Source organism: Alcanivorax nanhaiticus, assembly GCF_000756665.1.
Lineage (GTDB): Bacteria > Pseudomonadota > Gammaproteobacteria > Pseudomonadales > Alcanivoracaceae > Alcanivorax > Alcanivorax nanhaiticus.
In genome coordinates this window covers 21101-39446 of record NZ_ARXV01000021.1, presented here as the reverse complement: position 1 = coordinate 39446, position 18346 = coordinate 21101, and the positions used below count along the sequence as shown (strand labels likewise).

Below are 18346 nucleotides of genomic sequence, written 5' to 3'. Positions count from 1 at the left end.
CGAGTTTCGAGTTTCGAGTTTCGAGTTTCGAGTTTCGAGTTTCGAGTTTCGAGTTTCGAGTTTCGAGTTTCGAGTTTCGAGTTTCGAGTTTCGAGTTTCGAGTTTCGAGTTTCGAGTTTCGAGTTTCGAGTTTCGAGTTTCGAGTTTCGAGTTTCGAGTTTCGAGTTTCGAGTTTCGAGTTTCGAGTTTCGAGTTTCGAGTTTCGAGTTTCGAGTTTCGAGTTTCGAGTTTCGAGTTTCGAGTTTCGAGTTTCGAGTTTCGAGTTTCGAGTTTCGAGTTTCGAGTTTCGAGTTTCGAAGAGCAAACCCGAAAACGCTTTCCTGCGAGGGGTTTAAATTGACTTTCGAAACTCGTTACTCGTTACTCGCTTCCGTCTTCAAACCCGAACCTGCGTCTGCACCCGTTTCGCAGCCCGTCCCATCATCTCGATGATCCGGTCACGCTCCCGCTTCTTGATGGCATCACTATCCACATGCAGGCTGAACCCTTCAGCTTCATAGTCAACGGATACGGCAATTTCCTTCTTCAGCTCGGTGGCAGAGCGGGCCAGGGTTTTAAGGATTGTGTTCTTGTCAAAATTGCGGATGCGTTCCACATCCAGGTGGATACCAAACCCGGTTGTTTGCGCAGAGACATAACGGTTCTTGGCACCGGCATCTTTCTTCGCACCCATGGCTTCATAGACAGGGATGGGCCGGTTGAAACCCTTGACCTGAATATCGCCCATATTGCGGCACTGGATGCGGTCCTTCACCAATTCCTGTGTCGCCTCAGAAATCAACACACCACCTGGTCGGCAGGCAGATTCCAATCGGCTGGCAAGATTCACATCCGTTCCCAGGATCGTGTAATCCATGCGAGAGTCAGTACCGAAGTTGCCCACCGTGGCGTACCCGGTATTAATCCCGATACGAATTTCCAGCTTGTGATCGATGCCCTCTCGCTTCCAGCGCTGGCGCAACAACTTCATTTGCTCCTGCATCTCGATACCCATCATCACACAGCGATAAGCATCCTCAATAGCGCCTTCACTCTTTGGATCACCAAAGAACACCATCACCGCATCACCGATGAATTTGTCGATGGTGCCGCCATGACGCAGTGCGATACGGGTCATCTCGCTGAGATAGGTATTCAGCATGCTGGTCAGGGTTTCCAGCGGCAACTCTTCGGAGATAGCACTGAAACCTTTGATATCGGAAAAGAAGACGGTCAGGCGCTTGCGGCGAGTCTCCAGCTTGGCATCACGCTTGCCGGAAAACATGGAACCCCAGATCTGTGGCGGCAAATATTTGGCCAACTTACGAGACAGTTCCACCGCCTGCTGCTGCTGACGACGCACCAGCTCCTGGGCCTGTTTGAGATAACGGGCCTGATAATGCGCAAACGCCGAGGAAGCCCCCACATAAACACCCAGCCCCAGCAGCGAAATTACGGTCAGCAGAACGGGCATGGGCGCACTTGGTGACAAATAGGGAAAGCCCAACGCCGCCCCCATCACCAGAGCGCCGATGGTCGTCATGAGCAAATTGAGCGCCCAGGATTTGAGCCCCCCGCTGGTCACCGCATTGGCATGCACGATGATGAGCAGGACTAACGAGGGCACCAGCGCAAAATGCAGCAATGCGCATGTCATGCCGATCACCATGGCATCCATCTGCATCAGCCATTGGTGCACGGACGACTCAGGGATATCGCGCCGTTCAGCAGCAAACAGTACTCCCTGGGCAATCAGCGGATAGGCCAGCAGGCCCGCCACACCCAGCAGGTACATCTCGGGATAAAGTTGCAGTTTGAGCCCGACGACCAGCATCATCACCGCCACCAGAAAGGCAAGCAAACGGATGTAGTTGGCCTGTCGGCGTGCCCGCTCCATGGGCCCAACAACCGGGCGGCGAGCTTTCTTCTTTGGCGTGGAGGTCATGTGAACCATTTCACGGAGTTTTTGCGAAGCTTAGCGGTTTAACGTCTAAGAAAAAAGACTGGCCTGACCAGCGTCACAGATTAAGGCCTGTTCGCGCCAGCGGACACAACCCTTGATCATCTTCCCATCAAGAGGTGGGTGGGACTCATTTTCATTTCGGGCTACCATTGCCGCCACTTTACCGGGAGCCATGAATGGATACCATCACCGCCCTTACCACTCGCGTTTCAAGCCCTCGTCTCCAGGAGCCAGGCCCCAGTGATAGCCAGCTGGATCTGTTGCTGCAGGCCGCCATCCGCGCTCCAGACCACGGTCTGCTGCGCCCGTGGCGCTTTATCGTGTTGAGCGGTGATCAACGGGAACGGCTCGGTGACATCATGGAAGCCCAGCTGCTGGAAGGACAACCCGAAGCCGATCAGCGCACCCGCGAGATTGCCCGTAACAAGGCCTTGCGCGCCCCCACTATTATTGTGGCGGTGGCTGAAATCACGGAAAACCACAAGATTCCCGCCTGGGAACAGATGCTGGCGGTTGGAGCATCGGTACAAAACATGATGCTGGCGGCCTACGAACTGGGCATAGGCGCCATGTGGCGCACCGGAGCCATGGCCAACTCCGATCTCGCCAAAGGCATGCTGGGTTTCCAGCCCAAGGATCAAGTCATCGCCTATGTGTATCTGGGCACACCTGCCAGCAGCCTCAAAAGCCTGCCGGATGAATCGCCTGCTGACTTTATCCGCGAGCTGCCATGATCACACTGGAAGCCCTGGCCAATCAGGTGCGTGACGCCATTCCCCTGACCCGTCACCTGCACTTTCAGTTCACGGAGTTTGATGGCTATACACTCACAGTAACTGCCCCCATCGGCCCCAACCATAATGACAAGGGCACCTTTTTTGCGGGCAGCCAATCCGCTCTGTTGACCCTGGCGGGTTGGGGCCTGACCACGCTACTGGCCCATCACTGCGGGCACCCCGCCGATGTGGTTGCGGTCGAAACCCAGCTCAAATACACCCTTCCCCTGGATACGGATCTGCGCATTACCGTCACCACCGAGCAACGCCAACGCTTTGAAGAACGACTGCAACACCGCGGCAAAGCGTCTCTTCGTATTACCGCTATCGGCTGTGGCGCTGACGGCAAAACCGTATGCGAATTCAGCGGCGCCTACCTGGCCCGGGTATAAAATTGCTCAAACCCTGAACAACCGGCCCTCCAGCACTTGCCAGCTTCCCCACCCTCCGGTACTCTACGCGCCCTCAAGTGTGAGCAAGGCATTCGGCCAGAAGCCATGCTCCACCACTGTCTCGCAGTGGAATCAGTTTAAGGTGAGGTGTCCGAGTGGCCGAAGGAGCACGCCTGGAAAGTGTGTATACGGAAACGTATCGAGGGTTCGAATCCCTCCCTCACCGCCAAATAAAAAGCCCTGACTCGTCAGGGCTTTTTTTATGCTCATCGCGGATTTCCGGGAAAGCCTGATTTAATCCCCCCCTTTGCCGTAGCGTCGCTGGCAGCGTGTTCCCAGACCAGAATCAAAAGCATTTTCACCACAGAGGGCACAGGGTTCACTGAGGAAAGACAGGTTTTTCTCTGTGGACCTTGTGTGCTCTGTGGTAAATCACTCTTTAACGATGTGGGTTGTCGCGCCGCCAGCGGGAAGCATCGGAAAACGCGGGCTGTGCCGCTGGCAAAGACGCCCTGCCGTTCAGTGACCGCTTGGTTTGAGGGTGTTGTGGGAGTGGACGTTCGGCCACGATGCGCGGTAGCGCCTGGCAAGGCATTTCGCGGCGGAACCGCCGCTCCCACAGGTGCAGCAGCTCGCCCAAACGCTGAAGTCCACTCGCCGTGGGAGCGTTTGTTATGCCTTCCGGGTGGGACCGCGAAAAATAGCCTTTCTGCGTGAATATGAACTCACGGGAGGAGAGAGCTGGAACGGCAAGGGTTAATCGCTGGCAACAACGCTGTGGGACACACTGTGGGGGCGGAGCCTGCCCCCTTCGGAAAGGTCCTGCCAGCTCAACTTTAGCACCTCGCTGGGCGGATCGCAGTGCAAGATCGCATTCCAGATTGCTAAACGTATTTCTGAAATTTTTACCTCGCTCAAGCTCGGATCGCAGCCGAACGTCCGCTCCTACGGCGGCTTCGTAGACATGTAGAAGCCCGGAAATTTTTTGACCTTTCTTAATCCAATCAGCCTATTTCTGAGCTATCGATTCTTCCAGATCCTGGCCACGGCCTGATCACTCCCCAACCAAGCCACGATCACACACACCAGCCCCGCTCCACCAAAGAAAACAGCAGGAATAACACCCCCTGCCAGCCCCGATGACAATGTCATCGCCAATGAGCCCGACGACAGGATCAGGAACAAAACCGCCACTGCGACAAGGATCTTGCGGTGTGAGGGTCTATACACATAAACCGTATCGTCCTCGCCCTCAAACAAGGCAAGAATCGGTGAGCACAGTTTTCGCATAAATGCTTTCAAAGCAATCTCCAGTAACCTAGAAGGATCGTCTGGCAACGCAGACAGCAAAAAGGCGCTGAACGCGCCTCTTTGCACCAGCAATTTTCACGCCTGACCGACTCAACCGGCAGCGGCATCTTCTTCCGCCTTGAGCTTTCGGTATTCAATCGGCGTCATGCCGACCCAGCGTTTGAAAGCGCGGTAAAAGGTAGAGGGTTCAGAAAAGCCGGTCAGGTAGACAATCTCATCAATGGATTCATCCGTACCTGCCAATAAGCGCTTGGCCAGACGGCAACGATAATCTGCCACCAGCTGGTTAAAGTTGGTGCCTGCGTCCGCCAGACGTGTACGCAACTGCCGGGCCTTGATACCGAGGCGCTCGGCCACTTCTTCCAGATTCGCGTGACCGGATTCCAGCAACTCGCCAATCAAGCGATTCACCTGGGCCACCAGATCCTGTTTTTCCAGCCTGGCTACCTGCTCGCTGGCCAGCTGTTCATGCAACTGAAGCAGTTCAGGCTCGTGATGGGCGGAGGGCAACGTCATCACAGAGGCATCGAAGTACATGCCCACGCTGGGCATATCGAATTTTACACTGCAGTCAAACAGACGCTGATACTCGTTAAGGTCCGCGTGGGGAGAATGGCCAAAGTGAATTTCCAGTGGCTCGAAAGCACCATCGGTGACGAACCGGAAGAACTTGATGACTCCCATCATCATGCACTCATTAAGGTGACTGAGTCGCTTGCTCCAGATCATCTGCTTGAGAAAAACCCGATCGCCTTCCTCAAACAATTCACCCTGGGCCGCGTCAGAGAGAAGCCGCTGGTAATCCAGGGCTCGCTTGACGCCCTCGCCGAAGGTCGGACTGGAAAGAAACAGGTACTCGAGGACTTGGCCTTTATAGACGGGGATATGTTCACCCAGATGAAGCCCGATATGCTCATCACCGGACACTTTTTCCAGTGCCTGCCAGAACCATTCCTGAGCGTCGTGGGGGGTGCGCAGATCCGGCACCTGAAGAATGGATTTGTCGAGCCCGACTTCTGCCAAAACGGCATCGGCATCAATACCGGCGTTGATCATGGCCTTATAGGCCATGCGCAGCAGCACACCGGAATCCGTCATTTCTGCCATGCGTTTGCCTGTTCCCCTCAGGAAAACCGGCCCATCCACTGACAATTGCCAGACACCGGTTTCCAAAATAAAAAAAGCTACTCTCGAATGGATCGAGAGTAGCATAAGGATGGCAGGGCCGGAACCAGCTACCGGCCGCTACCGGGTGCTCATGGAAACTGACTACCGGGTCACGCGGCCTTGCGTACAGCTGACTGTGATTCACCCATCAGTGACACCACTTTTCCGCGCAAGCCCTTGTCACTACCCTTGCCTTTGCCGGGCAATGACAGCTTGACGATACGCTTCCAGACACTCAGGGACTGGCGCATGAAAGAGCCCGTGTTGTAGGGCAAACCATACTTCTCGCAGATCGCCTTCACTTCCGGGGAGATCTTCGCGTAACGGTGTGCCGGGATATCCGGGAACAGATGGTGCTCAATCTGGAAACTGAGGTTGCCACTCATGATGTGCATAAGGCGACCCCCTTCAAAATTGGCCGAACCCAGCATCTGGCGAACGTACCAATGGCCACGGGATTCGTCCTGCAGCACGGATTCCGGGAATTGCTCTACCTCTTCCGGGAAGTGGCCATTGAAGATCACCTGTGAAGACCACAGATTCCGGGCCAGGTTGGCGGCCACATTGCCGGCAAAGACGAATGGCGCAAACGGTCCCGCCAGTGCCGGGAACATCAGGTAATCTTTCACCAGCTGTTTACGCATTTTCTTCCAGGTCGGCTTGAACTCCGCCTTCAGCTCTTCCTTGGTCTTGGTCTTGTAGATCAGATAGTCCTCAAGCTTGAGGCTCTGAACCGCAACAAAATGCTGGAAGAAGGTGGACAGAATCACCGCAAGAATCGGGTTGAGAAGGAAACGGGGCTCCCACTCCTGCTCGTCGGACATGCGCAAAATGCCGTAGCCGATATCATGATCCTTATCGAGCACGTTGGTGTAGGTGTGATGCTCATAGTTATGGGTTTGCTTCCAGGCAGTATTGGTACAGGTGTTGTCCCAATCAAAATTCCGGGAGCTGATGTTCTTGTCACCCATCCAGTCGTACTGGCCGTGCATCACGTTATGGCCGATTTCCATATTGTCGAGAATCTTTGCCGCAGACAAACAGGCCACACCGGCCAGCCAGGCAGGCGGCAGGAAGCCAACCATCAACAGGCCTCGCCCAGCCACTTCCAGCTGACGCTGGCGCTTGATCAGGTTACGGATGTACTTCTCGTCTTTCTCGCCCAGGTCCGCAATCTCACGGTTACGGATCGCGTCCAGTTCCTGGCCGATGGCGTCAAATTGTTCCGGGGTCAGAGTGCTATAGATGCTCATGGTACCGACTCCTTGCTCTTAAATATCGAATGCTTAAATATCGAGAGCCACCGTGCCCACCGGCACGCTGACGCAAAGTTGAATGTCTTCTTCGTCACCACTGCTGATCTCACCGGTACGCAGATCGCGGATCTTGCCGGCGGTCTTCTTGCAGGTGCAGCTATAGCAAATGCCCATACGGCAGCCGGATTCCGGGTTCAAGCCGGCAGCTTCGGCCTGCTCGAGCAGGGTCTTGCCATCATTGGTGACCAGGGTTTCACTGCGTACAAAGCGGACTTCGCCTTCAGCAGAACCACCATCATCAACAGCAGCGGTAGCCAGGGTGAACTGTTCCTTGTGCAGGCGATCACTGATTCCCTGCTCATCCCAGACTTTTTCCACTGCCGCCATCATCGGCGGCGGCCCACACAGAAAGGCCGTTGCCTGTGCAAAATCGGGGACAGATTTGAACAGATGTTCACTGGAGAACAAGCCGCTCAATTCACCACCTTCGCTCTCATCAGCGAACGCCCGCAGCAGCGTGACATTGTCGAAATGAGTGGCGATCTCGTTCACTTCACTGGCATAAATCATGTCTTGCGCACGGTTGGCGTAATGCAGGAAGGTAATCTCTCCCTGATACCCCTCATCGCAAAGGGTGCGCAGCATGGACATCACCGGGGTGATCCCGCTGCCTCCGCTGATCAACAGCACACGCTCAGGGCGCTGCTCCGGCAAGGCAAATTCCCCACCAGACTGGGACAACGTCACCACATCACCCACGCGAACAACGTCACGCAAATAGCGGGAAACAAAGCCGTCTGCATGGGCCTTGGCAGTGATTTCGATGCTGCCATCCTTGCGATACAGGGAGTTAGCCGGTGAATAACAACGGGTGTGCAGCTTGCCGTTGATGCTGACCGTGAGCTGTACATACTGGCCCGGAACAAAGCCCTGCCAGTTGCTGTTAGGGGTGAGCGTCAGGGTGACGCTGTCTGCGGTCAGGTGTTGTACCGCATCTACCCGGGCGCGCACTTCCTTGGCGGACCACAGGGGGTTAAACACTTCCAGGTAACGATCTACCCCGTGAGGGTAGCTCAGTACATCGGCAACTCGAGACTGCAGCAGGCGGTTCAGGCCTTGCTGAAAACGTCTTGAAGTCGGGGTGGTTGCGCTCATGGAAAAATCCCTTAAAGTGAACAAGTGTGCTCATTTTTATTTGTCGGCAATTTTTTGTCAACACCTGTTCACTAAAAAAATAAAGCCTTTCATTTTCATGTGGTTACAACCGCATTTTCGGAATTTGTTGCATCACAGCCTGACAAAAGAGAGAATTTACAGCGTATTTTTTGGAGAATTGCCTCAATGACCAAAGAGACCAGCAGCAAAACCCGCAAGCCCAAACGGGGTCAGACCCGTGAAGCGCTGATGGCGGCGGCACTGGATCTGGTGGTCAAGAAAGCGCCCTTCTCCAGCCTGAGCCTCCGTGAAGTCACCAAGCGGGCGGGCGTTGTCCCCACGGCCTTCTATCGGCACTTCCCCGACATGAGCGCCCTTGGCCTGACTCTGCTGGATGAGTCCTTCCGCACACTGCGGCAAATGATGCGGCAGGTGCGTCAGGATCAGGTACCCGGCGAGAACATGCTGCGCGGCTCGGTAGAGACCTACTTCAACTATGTGCGCGAGAACCGTGCGCACTTTCTGTTTGTGGCCAAAGAGTTGTTCGGTGGCACGCCCACCATGCGCAATGCCATCCGCCGTGAAATCCGCATGTTCACCAACGAACTGGCCATGGACATGGCTCGATTTCCTTTCCTGAACCATTTCAGCTCTGAAGACTTGCAAATGATGGCAGCGCTGGTGGTCAACAACGTTACCGCGCTGACCCAGGAAATGCTGGAGCTGGAAGAGAACGACGAGTTTGGCCAACAGCAAGTATTGGTAGCCGCAGAAAAACAATTACGCCTGGTTTTCCTCGGCGTGACTCAATGGAAATCCTCGCCCGTCACAACCTGACGGCTCTCTGATTACCCTGCCGTGCTGCACGGCTGCACGGCCAATAGCAGCCCCTTTTCCCTGCTCTATACTGCCTGCCTATTCCGGCCCATTTATGTCTGGCCGCTACTTTCGTCCACTACGAAACGTGAAAGGAACAAGTAATGAGCGAGGTCACCTTCCGCGAACTGCGCAACCCGCCCCCCATGGTCATCAACTTTGCCAAGGCCGTGCTGCGCGCCACCGTCAAGCCAGGCAAGAGCCCGACCCTGCCTGATGTGGGCCTGCGGCTGAACGATGTCGCTCTGGACGAAAAGCATCTTGCCGCCTATCGCAAGGTGTGTGGCTTTGCGGCAGACGGCAAACTGCCGGTGACCTACCCGCACATGCACGCGTTCCCGCTTCACATGGCCCTGATTCTGACTGACGGCTTCCCGTTCCCGGCCATGGGCCTGGTGCACGTTCGCAACAGCATCACTCAGTACCGCCCGATCAGCGAGAAAGAACAGCTGAACGTGAAGTGCTATCTGGGCAACCTTAACAAGGTAGATAAAGGCTACGAGTTCTCCATCTTTACCAGCATCAGCACCGGTGGTGAGCGGGTATGGGAAAGCGAGTCCGTCAACTTCTTCCGCACTGGTGGCGGCAGCGGCAGCAAGAAGAAAGATGCCCCGACGCCTGAGCCGGCAAAGAATACCGTTGAATGGAAAGTGCCCGGCGATACCGGCCGCCGTTATGGCGCCGTATCCGGCGACCGGAACCCGATCCATCTGTACCCGCTTTCTGCCAAGCTGTTTGGCTTCAAGCGTCAGATTGCCCACGGTATGTGGTCCAAGGCACGCTGCCTGGCCGAGCTGCAGAACCAGCTGCCAGAAACCGCCTACACCGTGGATGTGCAGTTCAAGCTGCCCATGTTCATTCCCGCTACGGTGAAGTTTGAAAACACCGAAGTGAAAGGCGGCAGCGATTTCCGTTTGCTCGCCAAGGATGGCATCAAGCCACACCTTGCGGGCCAGATTCGCCCAGTGGAAAGCTGATCAGCGCCTGAACCCGGACGTCAGCATCAAAAGGCCCGCCTGGAAAATCCGGCGGGCTTTTTTATGGCGCATCGCGGCGGAACCGCCGCTCCCACAAAAACACGACACGCACGTCCCAAAGTCCCCACCAGTGGGAGCGACGGTTCCGTCGCGATACCCTGACTTCCGTCACTTCCCGGTAGCAGCCAAATCTCCAATTCCCCGATCGCCCTGCCCCCCATCCCTCGCTCCCTGAAACTTGCTCATAGCACTCCCCCGCCAGGAGCGACACAAAGCACTTTCTGACCATCCAGGGCGCCTGATTGGCGAAATAACGTGCAATTTTGACTCCATGCGCGTATGATTCGCGCTCCTCGCCGGCACCCCCGGCCCTCTCCCTACTCCATAGGTAACTCATGTCAGATTCCCGTGCCGGGTTCGCCAGTCTTGGCCTACCCGAGGTTTTGCTCTCCGCAATTGCCCGACAGGGCTTCGAAGAGCCATCGCCAATTCAGGCGCAAGCCATCCCGCTGTTGCTCGATGGCCACGATTTGCTGGGTCAGGCCCAGACGGGTACCGGTAAAACCGCTGCCTTCGCCCTGCCCCTGCTTGCCCGCCTGGATGCCAGCCTGCGTGAACCGCAGATGCTGATCCTTGCCCCCACCCGCGAACTGGCTATCCAGGTCGCCACAGCTTGTGAAGAATTTGCTGCCGACATCAAGGGCCTTCAGGTCCTGCCTATCTATGGTGGCGGTGAATACCGCACCCAGCTCAAGGGCCTGCGTGGCGGAGCCCAGGTTATTGTCGGCACTCCCGGTCGCGTCATGGATCACATGGAACGCGGCTCACTGAAACTGGATAACCTGAAAGCCCTGGTGCTGGATGAAGCCGACGAAATGCTGCGCATGGGCTTCATTGATGATGTGAAGTGGGTGCTTGAGCGTACTCCTGACGACTGTCAGCTGGCTCTTTTCTCCGCCACCATGCCACCGGTTATCCGCAAGGTTGCTGACCAGCACCTGAAAAACCCCCAGCGTGTTCAGATCGACAATGGTAGCGCGACCACCTCCACCACCATTCGCCAGCGATTCTGGCCGGTGGCAGGGCTGAACAAGCTGGACGCCCTGTGTCGCATGCTGGAAGCCGAAGAACACGATGCCGTCATCGTATTCGTGCGCACCAAGCAGGCCACACTGGAATTGGCCGAACAGCTTAATCGCCGCAATCTGCGTGCTGACGCCCTCAACGGCGACATTCAGCAGCAGCAACGCGAAAAGACTGTACAGCGCCTGAAAGACAAGCGTTTCGATCTGCTGGTTGCCACCGATGTGGTCGCCCGTGGTCTGGACGTGCCGCGTATCACTCACGTGATCAACTATGACATGCCCGGCGACCCGGAAGCCTATGTACACCGTATCGGTCGTACCGGCCGTGCAGGCCGTCAGGGTGACGCGATTCTGTTCGTCAGCCGTCGCGAACAGCACGTGCTGCGTCAGATCGAGCGAGTGACCCGTCAAAGCATTGAGAAGATGGCGCTGCCCTCTGTGGATGACCTGAATGCCAAGCGCATTGCGGCCTTCCAGGAACAGCTGGCGACTCGTCTGCAGGATGGCAACATCGACGAGACCCGTGCGCTGGTGAAACAGATTGCTGAAAGCATGGAGCTGTCCGGCGAAGATATGGCTGTGGCTCTGGCCGCTGCCATGTTCCAGCGCGAACCGCTGATCCTTAAGGAACCCAAGTTCGTCAAGCAGGTACGTGAACCGCGTGAGCCCCGCGAGCGTCGTGAACGCCGAGCCAATGGCCGTGATGATCGCGGCCCCCGCGGCAAGCGCAACGACAAGCCCATGCGTCGCTATCGTATCCAGGTTGGCCACGACCATGGCGTCAAGCCAGGCAACATTGTCGGCGCCATTGCCAACGAAGCCAAGCTGCCCAGCCGCCTGATCGGCCCGATCAAGATCCATCAGGACCACAGCACCGTGGAACTGCCGGACGATCTGTCACCAAAGCAGCTGCACACCATCCGCACTGCGCGGGTATGTCAGCGGTCTTTGGGACTGGAAGCGGTTTAAAGACAGTTGCAAGTAACAAGTTAAAAGTTACAACGCGACACTGCATTGGTAGTTAATCAATGCCATGGGGCCGCGCTCAAACATTTGGGCGCGGCCTTTCACATTTGAGGCCAGGGTGAAATCGGTCGCGTTGAAACTTGAAACTTGTAACTTTCTCCTCAGGATCCGGAAATCCGGAACCCCACCTTCAAACACACCTGATAATGGCCCACCTTCCCGTCGACGATATGGCCACGGGTTTCCGTAACTTCAAACCACTCGGTGAGATCAAGGCTTTCACTTGCCGTGCTCAGTGCATTCTCAATGGCATCCTCAATGCTTTTTTTAGAGGAGCCCACCAGTTCTACCTTCTTGTAAACGTGATGGTCAGACATGACGGCTCTCCTTTTCGGTCGCTGACGGTCTTTTCATCTTGCACCCTCTGCCGCCAGGGTCTCAACCACCCACACCATGACACTGATCAAAAAACAGCCACAAAGGCATTGAAAGCCCGCCCGGAAAGGCCCAGAAAGAGAAAGGAAGAACATCCCTTTCTGAATGCCAAATCGGGAGGCAATGCGATGGATATGCATAAATTGACACCTTGGAACTGGCTGAGTGATGAAAGCAACCGGGAGCGGCCACTCCCCCAGCGCCAACCACGGCATCCACTGCTTCGCTGGGAGCGTGAATTCGACAACTGGTTTGAACAAATGCTGGGAGACATGGCGTGGACCACACCGGCACCACAAGCCCAGCCCACGGCCCCCTTCCGTCCCAATCTGGATATTCTCGAAAGGGACGACCACTACCTCATCACGGCGGAGCTCGCTGGTGTGGAAAAGAAAGATCTGAATATCAGCCTCGACAATGAACGCCTGCAAATCAGTGGTCACAAGCAGGACGTGCAGGAATCCGACAAGGACGGTTACCACTACAGCGAGCGCCGCTATGGCTATTTTCAACGTATGCTGTCGCTACCCGCGGATGCAGACGGCGAGCAGATGAATGCGGTCTTTCACAACGGCGTGCTCACCCTGACCATCCCCCGCCACGAACAGCATGGTCATGGGCGCAAGACGATCGAGATTCATTAAGCCTGTTTACCAGAGCAAAGCGTCGTCTATCATGGGCCTTCCTCAGGAGGCCCATGATGCGTGTTACCCAGTTATTGCTTCTCTTGTTTTTTGCTCCGCTGTTTATTGCCCCAGCCTGCCTTGCCGCGGAAACCCAGGACCGGAACATCATCGAGCTGTCCGCAGACCTGCAGGTTTACCCTCTCACCGATGATGTCTGGGTTCACCGTTCCTGGGCTGACCTGGCGGGTACGCGTTATCCCGCCAATGGCCTGTTGATTAACAACGATGACACCCTGGTCCTGATCGATACTGCCTGGGGCAACGACAGCACGGCATTATTGCTTGAATGGGTAACAGTAAAATTTGGAAAGTACCCGGACGTGGCGATCCTTACCCACGCCCATGCGGATCGCATTGGGGGGTTACCGGCACTGGCAGAGCACCATATTCCAGCCTATGTACACCCCATGACGAGAGAACTGGCCGCGAGCCAATACCCGGAGGAACAGCTCCCTGAAGTGATTCCCGGGCTGGAAAAACACGCCTCCGCTCGCCTTGAGTTTCTGGAAGCCTTCTACCCCGGCCCTGCACACAGCCCCGACAATATCGTGGTTTGGTACGACAGCATGAAACTGCTGTTTGGAGGGTGTGCAGTGAAATCTGCTGACGCTGGAGACATTCATTACGTGGAGGGCTCCAGTCCGGAAGGCTGGGAAGCCGCCATTGGCAATATTCAGGGCCGTTATCCCGAAGCCACAACGGTGATCCCCGGTCACGGTGCCGTTGGGGGCGCACAGCTACTGGATCACACCCGGAAATTGGCCCGGCAGGGAAACCAGCCCTGACATGCAATGCAGCCCCCACCGCCGGGGCACTCGTTTATACCGCGTTCCCTGGTGCCTTTACCGGCACCAGCAACTCATCCAGCGGTGCGCGCTTGGGCTTGAACCGGTTGATGGCCTCGTCGGCCTCGTAGCCTAACGACAGGCCACACAACAACTTGTAGTGTGTGGGTATGTCGAAATGCTTCTCCAAAGGCGAGCGCCAGAGTGCCAGCGCCCCCTGAGCACAAGTCCCAAGCCCGGCATCTGTGGCCGCCAGCATCAAACTCTGTAGAAAGATTCCCGCATCCAGCGGGCTGTAAACATCCAACCCCTCATGAACAAAGATAAACAGCGCCACCGGAGCGTTGAAGAAGCGGAAGTTTTCTCGCATTTGCTGGTGGCGACCCGCCTTGTCTCCACGCTCAATCCCCAACAATTCATACAATTGATGGCCGGTGGCATTGCGGCGCGGCTGCAAATCTTTCGGGTAGTTTGTGACCGGCTGAAAATCACCATCTGGCACGCCGTTATTGGTCAGCTTGGCCTTGATCTGCCTGATCTTTGACCCGCGCGCCAGCGATACCAGCTCATCAAACTTGGGCGGTAGCGTCTCACGCAACTCTTCCAGCACCGCCCCTTTGGCAATGGCGATCATATAAGGCTGGGTGTTGGACCAGCTCGGAGATGTGCTAGCAGTCGTCAGCAATGCATCAAGCAGCTCATCACTTACCGGCTTGTCAGAAAAGGCTCGCACACTGTGGCGCTGAGCCATCGCGTCCTTGAATTCCATGGAGCACTCCACCAATGACAGAGGAAACACTATCGATGAAATGACTATGCCAAATCCCTACAATAGCTGGCCATGACCAAGACCAACGATAAGCTGAAACGCGCCGCCAATTTTTCCCGCTGCAAACAATACCGTTACGCGCTCTGGCGTCAGTGGGCAGACGGCGATGACTTCATGCTGCTCATTGGTCTTAACCCCTCCACCGCCGATCATCAACAGGACGACCCAACCATTCGCCGCTGCATGGGGTTTGCCCGGGATTGGGGGTATTCCGGCCTGTGTGTAGCCAACCTGTTCGCCTACCGTGCCACCTACCCGAAAGACCTGTTCGCGGCGGCAGATCCTGTGGGTCCGAAAAATGACCTGTGGCTAGGCAAACTGGCTCGCCAGGCAGAACTGGTCGTGGCGGCCTGGGGCAATCTCGGTCATCACATGAACCAGGCCCATCGCGTAGCAGGTCGATTGCAGAACCTGCATGCCATCAGAGTCAATGCCTCCGGCGACCCTGCCCACCCGCTGTATCTTCCCAAGCACCTGACGGCTCAACCCTGGGATGGATATCCGCCGGCCTGACCGGGAACCCTGGGAGCCCCTGAATAACACCTTGTCCCAACCTTCACTCATCCGCCGGATAATGGAAGCAGTGACCAGTGAAGGGAATGACCGTGTCCAAATCTCGAGCCGACAACATCCGTCGCACCCGTACCCTGACGCTAGCCAGTCTGGCCCCGATGTATGTCATGGCGACATTGGCATGGGCTGAAGCCTGGAGGGAGATAGCCCTGACAGGCCTGGTGGGGTACGCCGCCATTTCCCTCACCTTTGCAGGGGCGATTCACTGGGGCCGCGTACTGAATCAATTCAACCAGTCCAACCAGTTCCCCACCCAACTGTTTGGGGTGCTGGCTGCCTTCATTGGCTGGGCAGGGCTGTTGTTACCCAAAGAGCTTTCCATCCCTATGCTTTCCGCCGGGTTGATGTTTCTGTGGGGAACCGAGCAGATGCTGTTCAATGACGAACTGCCCAAATGGTACGGCCAGTTGCGCACACAACTTACCGCAGGTGCGGTACTGGCCATGCTGATCGGCTGGGCCGCAGCCATGATGCCGATGTTTTGAGTGTCGGCGTTCGGCAATAAACTGCCCCCCCCCAACCTGTTTCAGAAAGATGACTGCCCGCAGTTTTACCTCGTTTTTCGAGAGCCCGGCCTCCGCCCATAGCCACTCCTGGCTCTCGCCGCTAAACTCATCGGACATTGATCAAGAGGGAGCAACGGATGCGGCGGGCAAAACAATGGATCACCCTGACCACGCTACTACTGGGGACCGCTGGCTTCGCCATGGCCGCCAGCCCCAGTTATCAGAAAGACATCCGCCCCATCTTTGATAACAAATGTCTTGCCTGCCACGGCTGCTACGATGCGCCCTGCCAACTGAAGATGGAAAGCGCCGATGGGCTCGATCGCGGCGCCAGCCAGATTCCGGTCTACAACGGCGGACGCGAGGAGAGCATCTCTCCCACTCGCCTTGGCACCGATGCCCAAACCACCGCCCAGTGGAGAGAAAAAGGGTTTTACTCTGTGCTCGACAGTGCCTACGGGATGCGTGGATCGCTACTCTACAAGATGCTGGTCCTGGGCCATGAGCACGACTTTGCCGCCAATGAAAAACTCCCTGAAAAAATCCAGCTTGGCCTGAGCCGAGAGAACACCTGCCCTAACCCTGAAGAATTTGCCGATTACGCTGATGACCATCCCATGGAAGGCATGCCGCTGGCGGTAACCGGATTGACCGATCAGGAATTCGACACCCTGCAACGCTGGATGCGGGGTGGCGCGACGATTGAAACAGAGACGATCAATCTGTCCGGTAGTGAACAGCAGCAGATTCAACACTGGGAAGCGATGCTCAACCAGCAAGACGACCGCTCTGCCCTAGTCGCACGCTGGCTCTACGAGCACCTCTACCTCGCCCATCTCTATTTCGGCGAGGAAGAAGGCCAGCGCCCTGATCACTTCTTTACCCTGGAGCGCTCTACCACACCGCCCGGTGAACCCATTGAGCCGGTGAAAACAGTACGCCCCAACGATGAACCTTCACACCCCTTCTGGTACCGGCTACGACCGGTAGCAGGCACCCTGGTGCATAAAACCCATATCACCTTTGCCCTCAACCCGGACAAACTGGCTCGCACCAAAAAACAGTTCTTCTCTACCGATTGGAAACTGGAAAGCTTGCCTGGCTATAGCTATGAAGAGCGCTCCAATCCCTTTATCACCTTCGCGGCCATTCCCGCCGAAGCCCGCTACCAGTTCATGCTGGATAATGCGGAATACTTTGTCAGGACATTCATTCGCGGCCCCGTGTGCCGCGGGCAAATTGCCACCGATGTGATCCGCGACCAGTTCTGGGCCGTATTTCAGGACCCCGAACACGATCTGTTTATTACCGATAAGGAATATCAGGCCAAGGTAAGCCCACTACTCGGCCTCCCCGGAAAGGATGCCGACCTACTGGAAGCCGGATCTGCCTGGCTGAAGTACAGCGGTGAACGAAATGACTATCTTCGCGCTCGCCAGGCCGCTTACGCCAAGGCAGAACCGGCAGGCCCTGGCTGGGAGTCCATCTGGGCAGGAGAAGGCCATAACCAAAACGCGCTGCTGACCATTTTGCGCAATCACGATAACGCCTCGGTACGTAAAGGACTGCTTGGCGATTACCCGCTCACCACCTGGGTCATGGACTACCCGCTATTTGAACGCACCTATTACAACCTGGTGGTCAATTTCAACGTCTTCGGCTCCGTTTCACACCAGGCCCAGACACGACTTTATTTTGATCTTATCCGTAATGGCGCAGAGCAGAACTTCCTCCGTTACCTGCCTCGCGAGCTGCGCAAGCCGGTGATCAATCACTGGTACCAGGATGGCGGCAAGATCCGCCTGAAAATTAGCTATGCCAGTATTGATACCCAGCACCCCACCGCCATCCCGTTCACAACCAGCACACCGGTGAATGAATTCAACGCAGAACTGATCACCCGCTTTGCCAACCTGAATGCACGACCGGACCCAATTAATCGCTGTGATAGTGAGCATTGCGCTCGTAAACAGGTGGAGCCCTGGCGGCAGCAGGCCGACAGCGGCGTGAGCAAGCTGGCCTCCCGACGCATGACCAACCTGCCGGCTATCCGCCTTCTCCCGGAAGTCACCATGCTGCGGGTAGAGAACGACACAGGAGAACAGGAAATCTATACCCTGTTCCGCAACCGGATGCACAGCAACGTCGCCTTCATGTTTAACGAAGATGGGCGCTACCAGCCCGAGCTGGATACCCTGACCCTCTACCCTGGCGTGCTGGCCAGTTATCCAAACTTCATGTTTAACCTGAAGCTTTCCGAGCTGGATGACTTCGTGGCAAGAATGAATGCCGTTGAGGATGAAGAAGACTTCACCCAAGTGGTGGATGACTATGGTATCCGGCGTACCCACCCGCATTTCTGGGACTACTTCCATGCCCTGACCCTTTACATGGAGCAGCATGAGCCGACCCAGGCCGGAGTATTGGATATGAATCGCTACCAGAATCTGTGATTGCGGTGGAGGCTGGAAGCCTGACGCGAAAGCCAAAAGAGGTTTTTACCACAGAGGGCACAGAGTTCACTGAGTGAAAAGAAGGGGATTCCCGGTGGCTGTGTGCTTGCAGTAATCACGGCGTTTCAAACAAAGCAGGCATTCGTTCAGCAAGCTGAATCTCCTACAGACCCTGC

The 18346-nt window shown here is 56.1% G+C and carries 17 protein-coding genes and 1 tRNA gene; 11 read left to right on the top strand and 7 right to left on the bottom strand.

Annotated features, from left to right (window positions below; all coding sequences use genetic code 11):
• Window positions 1–376 precede the first annotated feature (376 nt).
• Entirely contained in the window at window positions 377–1924 is a 1548-nt protein-coding gene (locus tag Y5S_RS17965) for an adenylate/guanylate cyclase domain-containing protein (protein WP_035235014.1), read from the bottom strand.
• Window positions 1925–2118: 194 nt separating this feature from the next.
• Here Y5S_RS17965 and Y5S_RS17960 point away from each other — a divergent pair, with 194 nt between their 5' ends.
• The 3 genes from Y5S_RS17960 to Y5S_RS17950 all read left to right on the top strand — a co-directional run bounded on the left by Y5S_RS17960 (window position 2119) and on the right by Y5S_RS17950 (window position 3339).
• On the top strand, window positions 2119–2676 hold the full coding sequence (locus tag Y5S_RS17960; RefSeq protein WP_035235013.1) for a nitroreductase family protein: 558 nt from the start codon (window positions 2119–2121) through the stop codon (window positions 2674–2676).
• Window positions 2673–3110 (top strand): YiiD C-terminal domain-containing protein, encoded by a 438-nt coding sequence (locus Y5S_RS17955; RefSeq protein WP_035235012.1) that lies wholly within the window; start codon window positions 2673–2675, stop codon window positions 3108–3110. Before Y5S_RS17960 ends, Y5S_RS17955 begins: the two co-directional genes overlap by 4 nt.
• A gap of 141 nt (window positions 3111–3251) precedes the next feature.
• Window positions 3252–3339: transfer RNA gene (locus tag Y5S_RS17950), tRNA-Ser, on the top strand.
• 791 nt (window positions 3340–4130) lie between these two features.
• Here the strand turns inward: Y5S_RS17950 and Y5S_RS17945 are convergent.
• The 4 genes from Y5S_RS17945 to Y5S_RS17930 all read right to left on the bottom strand — a co-directional run bounded on the left by Y5S_RS17945 (window position 4131) and on the right by Y5S_RS17930 (window position 7999).
• Window positions 4131–4412 carry a hypothetical protein gene (locus Y5S_RS17945; protein ID WP_035235042.1) on the bottom strand — a complete coding sequence of 94 codons (282 nt, stop codon included), beginning with the start codon at window positions 4410–4412 and terminating at the stop codon, window positions 4131–4133.
• Between the two features lie 99 nt (window positions 4413–4511).
• Window positions 4512–5528 (bottom strand): AraC family transcriptional regulator, encoded by a 1017-nt coding sequence (locus Y5S_RS17940; protein ID WP_035235011.1) that lies wholly within the window; start codon window positions 5526–5528, stop codon window positions 4512–4514.
• Between the two features lie 170 nt (window positions 5529–5698).
• A complete protein-coding gene (locus tag Y5S_RS17935) occupies window positions 5699–6841 on the bottom strand; it encodes a fatty acid desaturase family protein (RefSeq protein WP_035235010.1) in 1143 nt (380 codons plus the stop codon).
• A gap of 33 nt (window positions 6842–6874) precedes the next feature.
• A complete protein-coding gene (locus tag Y5S_RS17930) occupies window positions 6875–7999 on the bottom strand; it encodes a ferredoxin reductase (protein WP_035235009.1) in 1125 nt (374 codons plus the stop codon).
• 186 nt (window positions 8000–8185) lie between these two features.
• On the opposite strand from Y5S_RS17930, the gene Y5S_RS17925 reads away from it, so the two are divergent.
• From Y5S_RS17925 to Y5S_RS17910, 3 genes are all read left to right on the top strand, one after another.
• Window positions 8186–8836: a TetR family transcriptional regulator gene (locus Y5S_RS17925; protein ID WP_035235008.1), complete on the top strand. Its 651-nt coding sequence runs from the start codon at window positions 8186–8188 to the stop codon at window positions 8834–8836.
• Window positions 8837–8979: 143 nt separating this feature from the next.
• Entirely contained in the window at window positions 8980–9852 is an 873-nt protein-coding gene (locus Y5S_RS17920; protein WP_035235007.1) for a MaoC family dehydratase, read from the top strand.
• A gap of 395 nt (window positions 9853–10247) precedes the next feature.
• Window positions 10248–11906 carry a DEAD/DEAH box helicase gene (locus Y5S_RS17910; RefSeq protein ID WP_035235005.1) on the top strand — a complete coding sequence of 553 codons (1659 nt, stop codon included), beginning with the start codon at window positions 10248–10250 and terminating at the stop codon, window positions 11904–11906.
• Window positions 11907–12064: 158 nt separating this feature from the next.
• Here Y5S_RS17910 and Y5S_RS17905 read toward each other — a convergent pair whose 3' ends face one another.
• The gene (locus tag Y5S_RS17905; protein WP_035235004.1) at window positions 12065–12280 is read right to left on the bottom strand and encodes a dodecin; all 216 of its coding nucleotides are present in this window, start codon (window positions 12278–12280) and stop codon (window positions 12065–12067) included.
• Between the two features lie 186 nt (window positions 12281–12466).
• On the opposite strand from Y5S_RS17905, the gene Y5S_RS17900 reads away from it, so the two are divergent.
• Window positions 12467–12982, top strand: a complete 516-nt coding sequence (locus Y5S_RS17900; protein ID WP_035235003.1) for an Hsp20/alpha crystallin family protein — start codon at window positions 12467–12469, stop codon at window positions 12980–12982.
• Window positions 12983–13035: 53 nt separating this feature from the next.
• Window positions 13036–13809, top strand: a complete 774-nt coding sequence (gene bla, locus Y5S_RS17895; protein ID WP_081939829.1) for a subclass B1 metallo-beta-lactamase — start codon at window positions 13036–13038, stop codon at window positions 13807–13809.
• 34 nt (window positions 13810–13843) lie between these two features.
• Here the strand turns inward: bla and Y5S_RS17890 are convergent, their stop codons facing one another.
• Window positions 13844–14578 (bottom strand): nitroreductase, encoded by a 735-nt coding sequence (locus Y5S_RS17890; RefSeq protein ID WP_035235002.1) that lies wholly within the window; start codon window positions 14576–14578, stop codon window positions 13844–13846.
• A gap of 72 nt (window positions 14579–14650) precedes the next feature.
• On the opposite strand from Y5S_RS17890, the gene Y5S_RS17885 reads away from it, so the two are divergent.
• The 3 genes from Y5S_RS17885 (at window position 14651) to Y5S_RS17875 (ending at window position 18170) form a co-directional block, all read left to right on the top strand.
• Window positions 14651–15151 (top strand): DUF1643 domain-containing protein, encoded by a 501-nt coding sequence (locus Y5S_RS17885; RefSeq protein ID WP_035235001.1) that lies wholly within the window; start codon window positions 14651–14653, stop codon window positions 15149–15151.
• A 92-nt stretch (window positions 15152–15243) separates the two neighbouring features.
• Window positions 15244–15696: a DUF3429 domain-containing protein gene (locus Y5S_RS17880; RefSeq protein WP_231552742.1), complete on the top strand. Its 453-nt coding sequence runs from the start codon at window positions 15244–15246 to the stop codon at window positions 15694–15696.
• 158 nt (window positions 15697–15854) lie between these two features.
• Window positions 15855–18170, top strand: coding sequence for a fatty acid cis/trans isomerase (locus Y5S_RS17875; RefSeq protein WP_035234999.1), 2316 nt, complete (start codon window positions 15855–15857; stop codon window positions 18168–18170).
• Window positions 18171–18346: the final 176 nt, after the last annotated feature.

Excerpts from the sequence above, each read along its gene's own strand:
- Y5S_RS17905 (WP_035235004.1), bottom strand. The coding sequence starts at position 12,280 with ATGTCTGACCATCACGTTTACAAGAAGGTAGAACTGGTGGGCTCCTCT.
- Y5S_RS17900 (WP_035235003.1), top strand. The coding sequence starts at position 12,467 with ATGGATATGCATAAATTGACACCTTGGAACTGGCTGAGTGATGAAAGC.
- Y5S_RS17910 (WP_035235005.1), top strand. The coding sequence starts at position 10,248 with ATGTCAGATTCCCGTGCCGGGTTCGCCAGTCTTGGCCTACCCGAGGTT.
- Y5S_RS17955 (WP_035235012.1), top strand. The coding sequence starts at position 2,673 with ATGATCACACTGGAAGCCCTGGCCAATCAGGTGCGTGACGCCATTCCC.
- Y5S_RS17930 (WP_035235009.1), bottom strand. The coding sequence starts at position 7,999 with ATGAGCGCAACCACCCCGACTTCAAGACGTTTTCAGCAAGGCCTGAAC.
- Y5S_RS17885 (WP_035235001.1), top strand. The coding sequence starts at position 14,651 with ATGACCAAGACCAACGATAAGCTGAAACGCGCCGCCAATTTTTCCCGC.
- Y5S_RS17920 (WP_035235007.1), top strand. The coding sequence starts at position 8,980 with ATGAGCGAGGTCACCTTCCGCGAACTGCGCAACCCGCCCCCCATGGTC.
- Y5S_RS17940 (WP_035235011.1), bottom strand. The coding sequence starts at position 5,528 with ATGGCAGAAATGACGGATTCCGGTGTGCTGCTGCGCATGGCCTATAAG.
- Y5S_RS17935 (WP_035235010.1), bottom strand. The coding sequence starts at position 6,841 with ATGAGCATCTATAGCACTCTGACCCCGGAACAATTTGACGCCATCGGC.
- Y5S_RS17925 (WP_035235008.1), top strand. The coding sequence starts at position 8,186 with ATGACCAAAGAGACCAGCAGCAAAACCCGCAAGCCCAAACGGGGTCAG.
- bla (WP_081939829.1), top strand. The coding sequence starts at position 13,036 with ATGATGCGTGTTACCCAGTTATTGCTTCTCTTGTTTTTTGCTCCGCTG.
- Y5S_RS17965 (WP_035235014.1), bottom strand. The coding sequence starts at position 1,924 with ATGACCTCCACGCCAAAGAAGAAAGCTCGCCGCCCGGTTGTTGGGCCC.
- Y5S_RS17875 (WP_035234999.1), top strand. The coding sequence starts at position 15,855 with ATGCGGCGGGCAAAACAATGGATCACCCTGACCACGCTACTACTGGGG.
- Y5S_RS17960 (WP_035235013.1), top strand. The coding sequence starts at position 2,119 with ATGGATACCATCACCGCCCTTACCACTCGCGTTTCAAGCCCTCGTCTC.
- Y5S_RS17890 (WP_035235002.1), bottom strand. The coding sequence starts at position 14,578 with ATGGAATTCAAGGACGCGATGGCTCAGCGCCACAGTGTGCGAGCCTTT.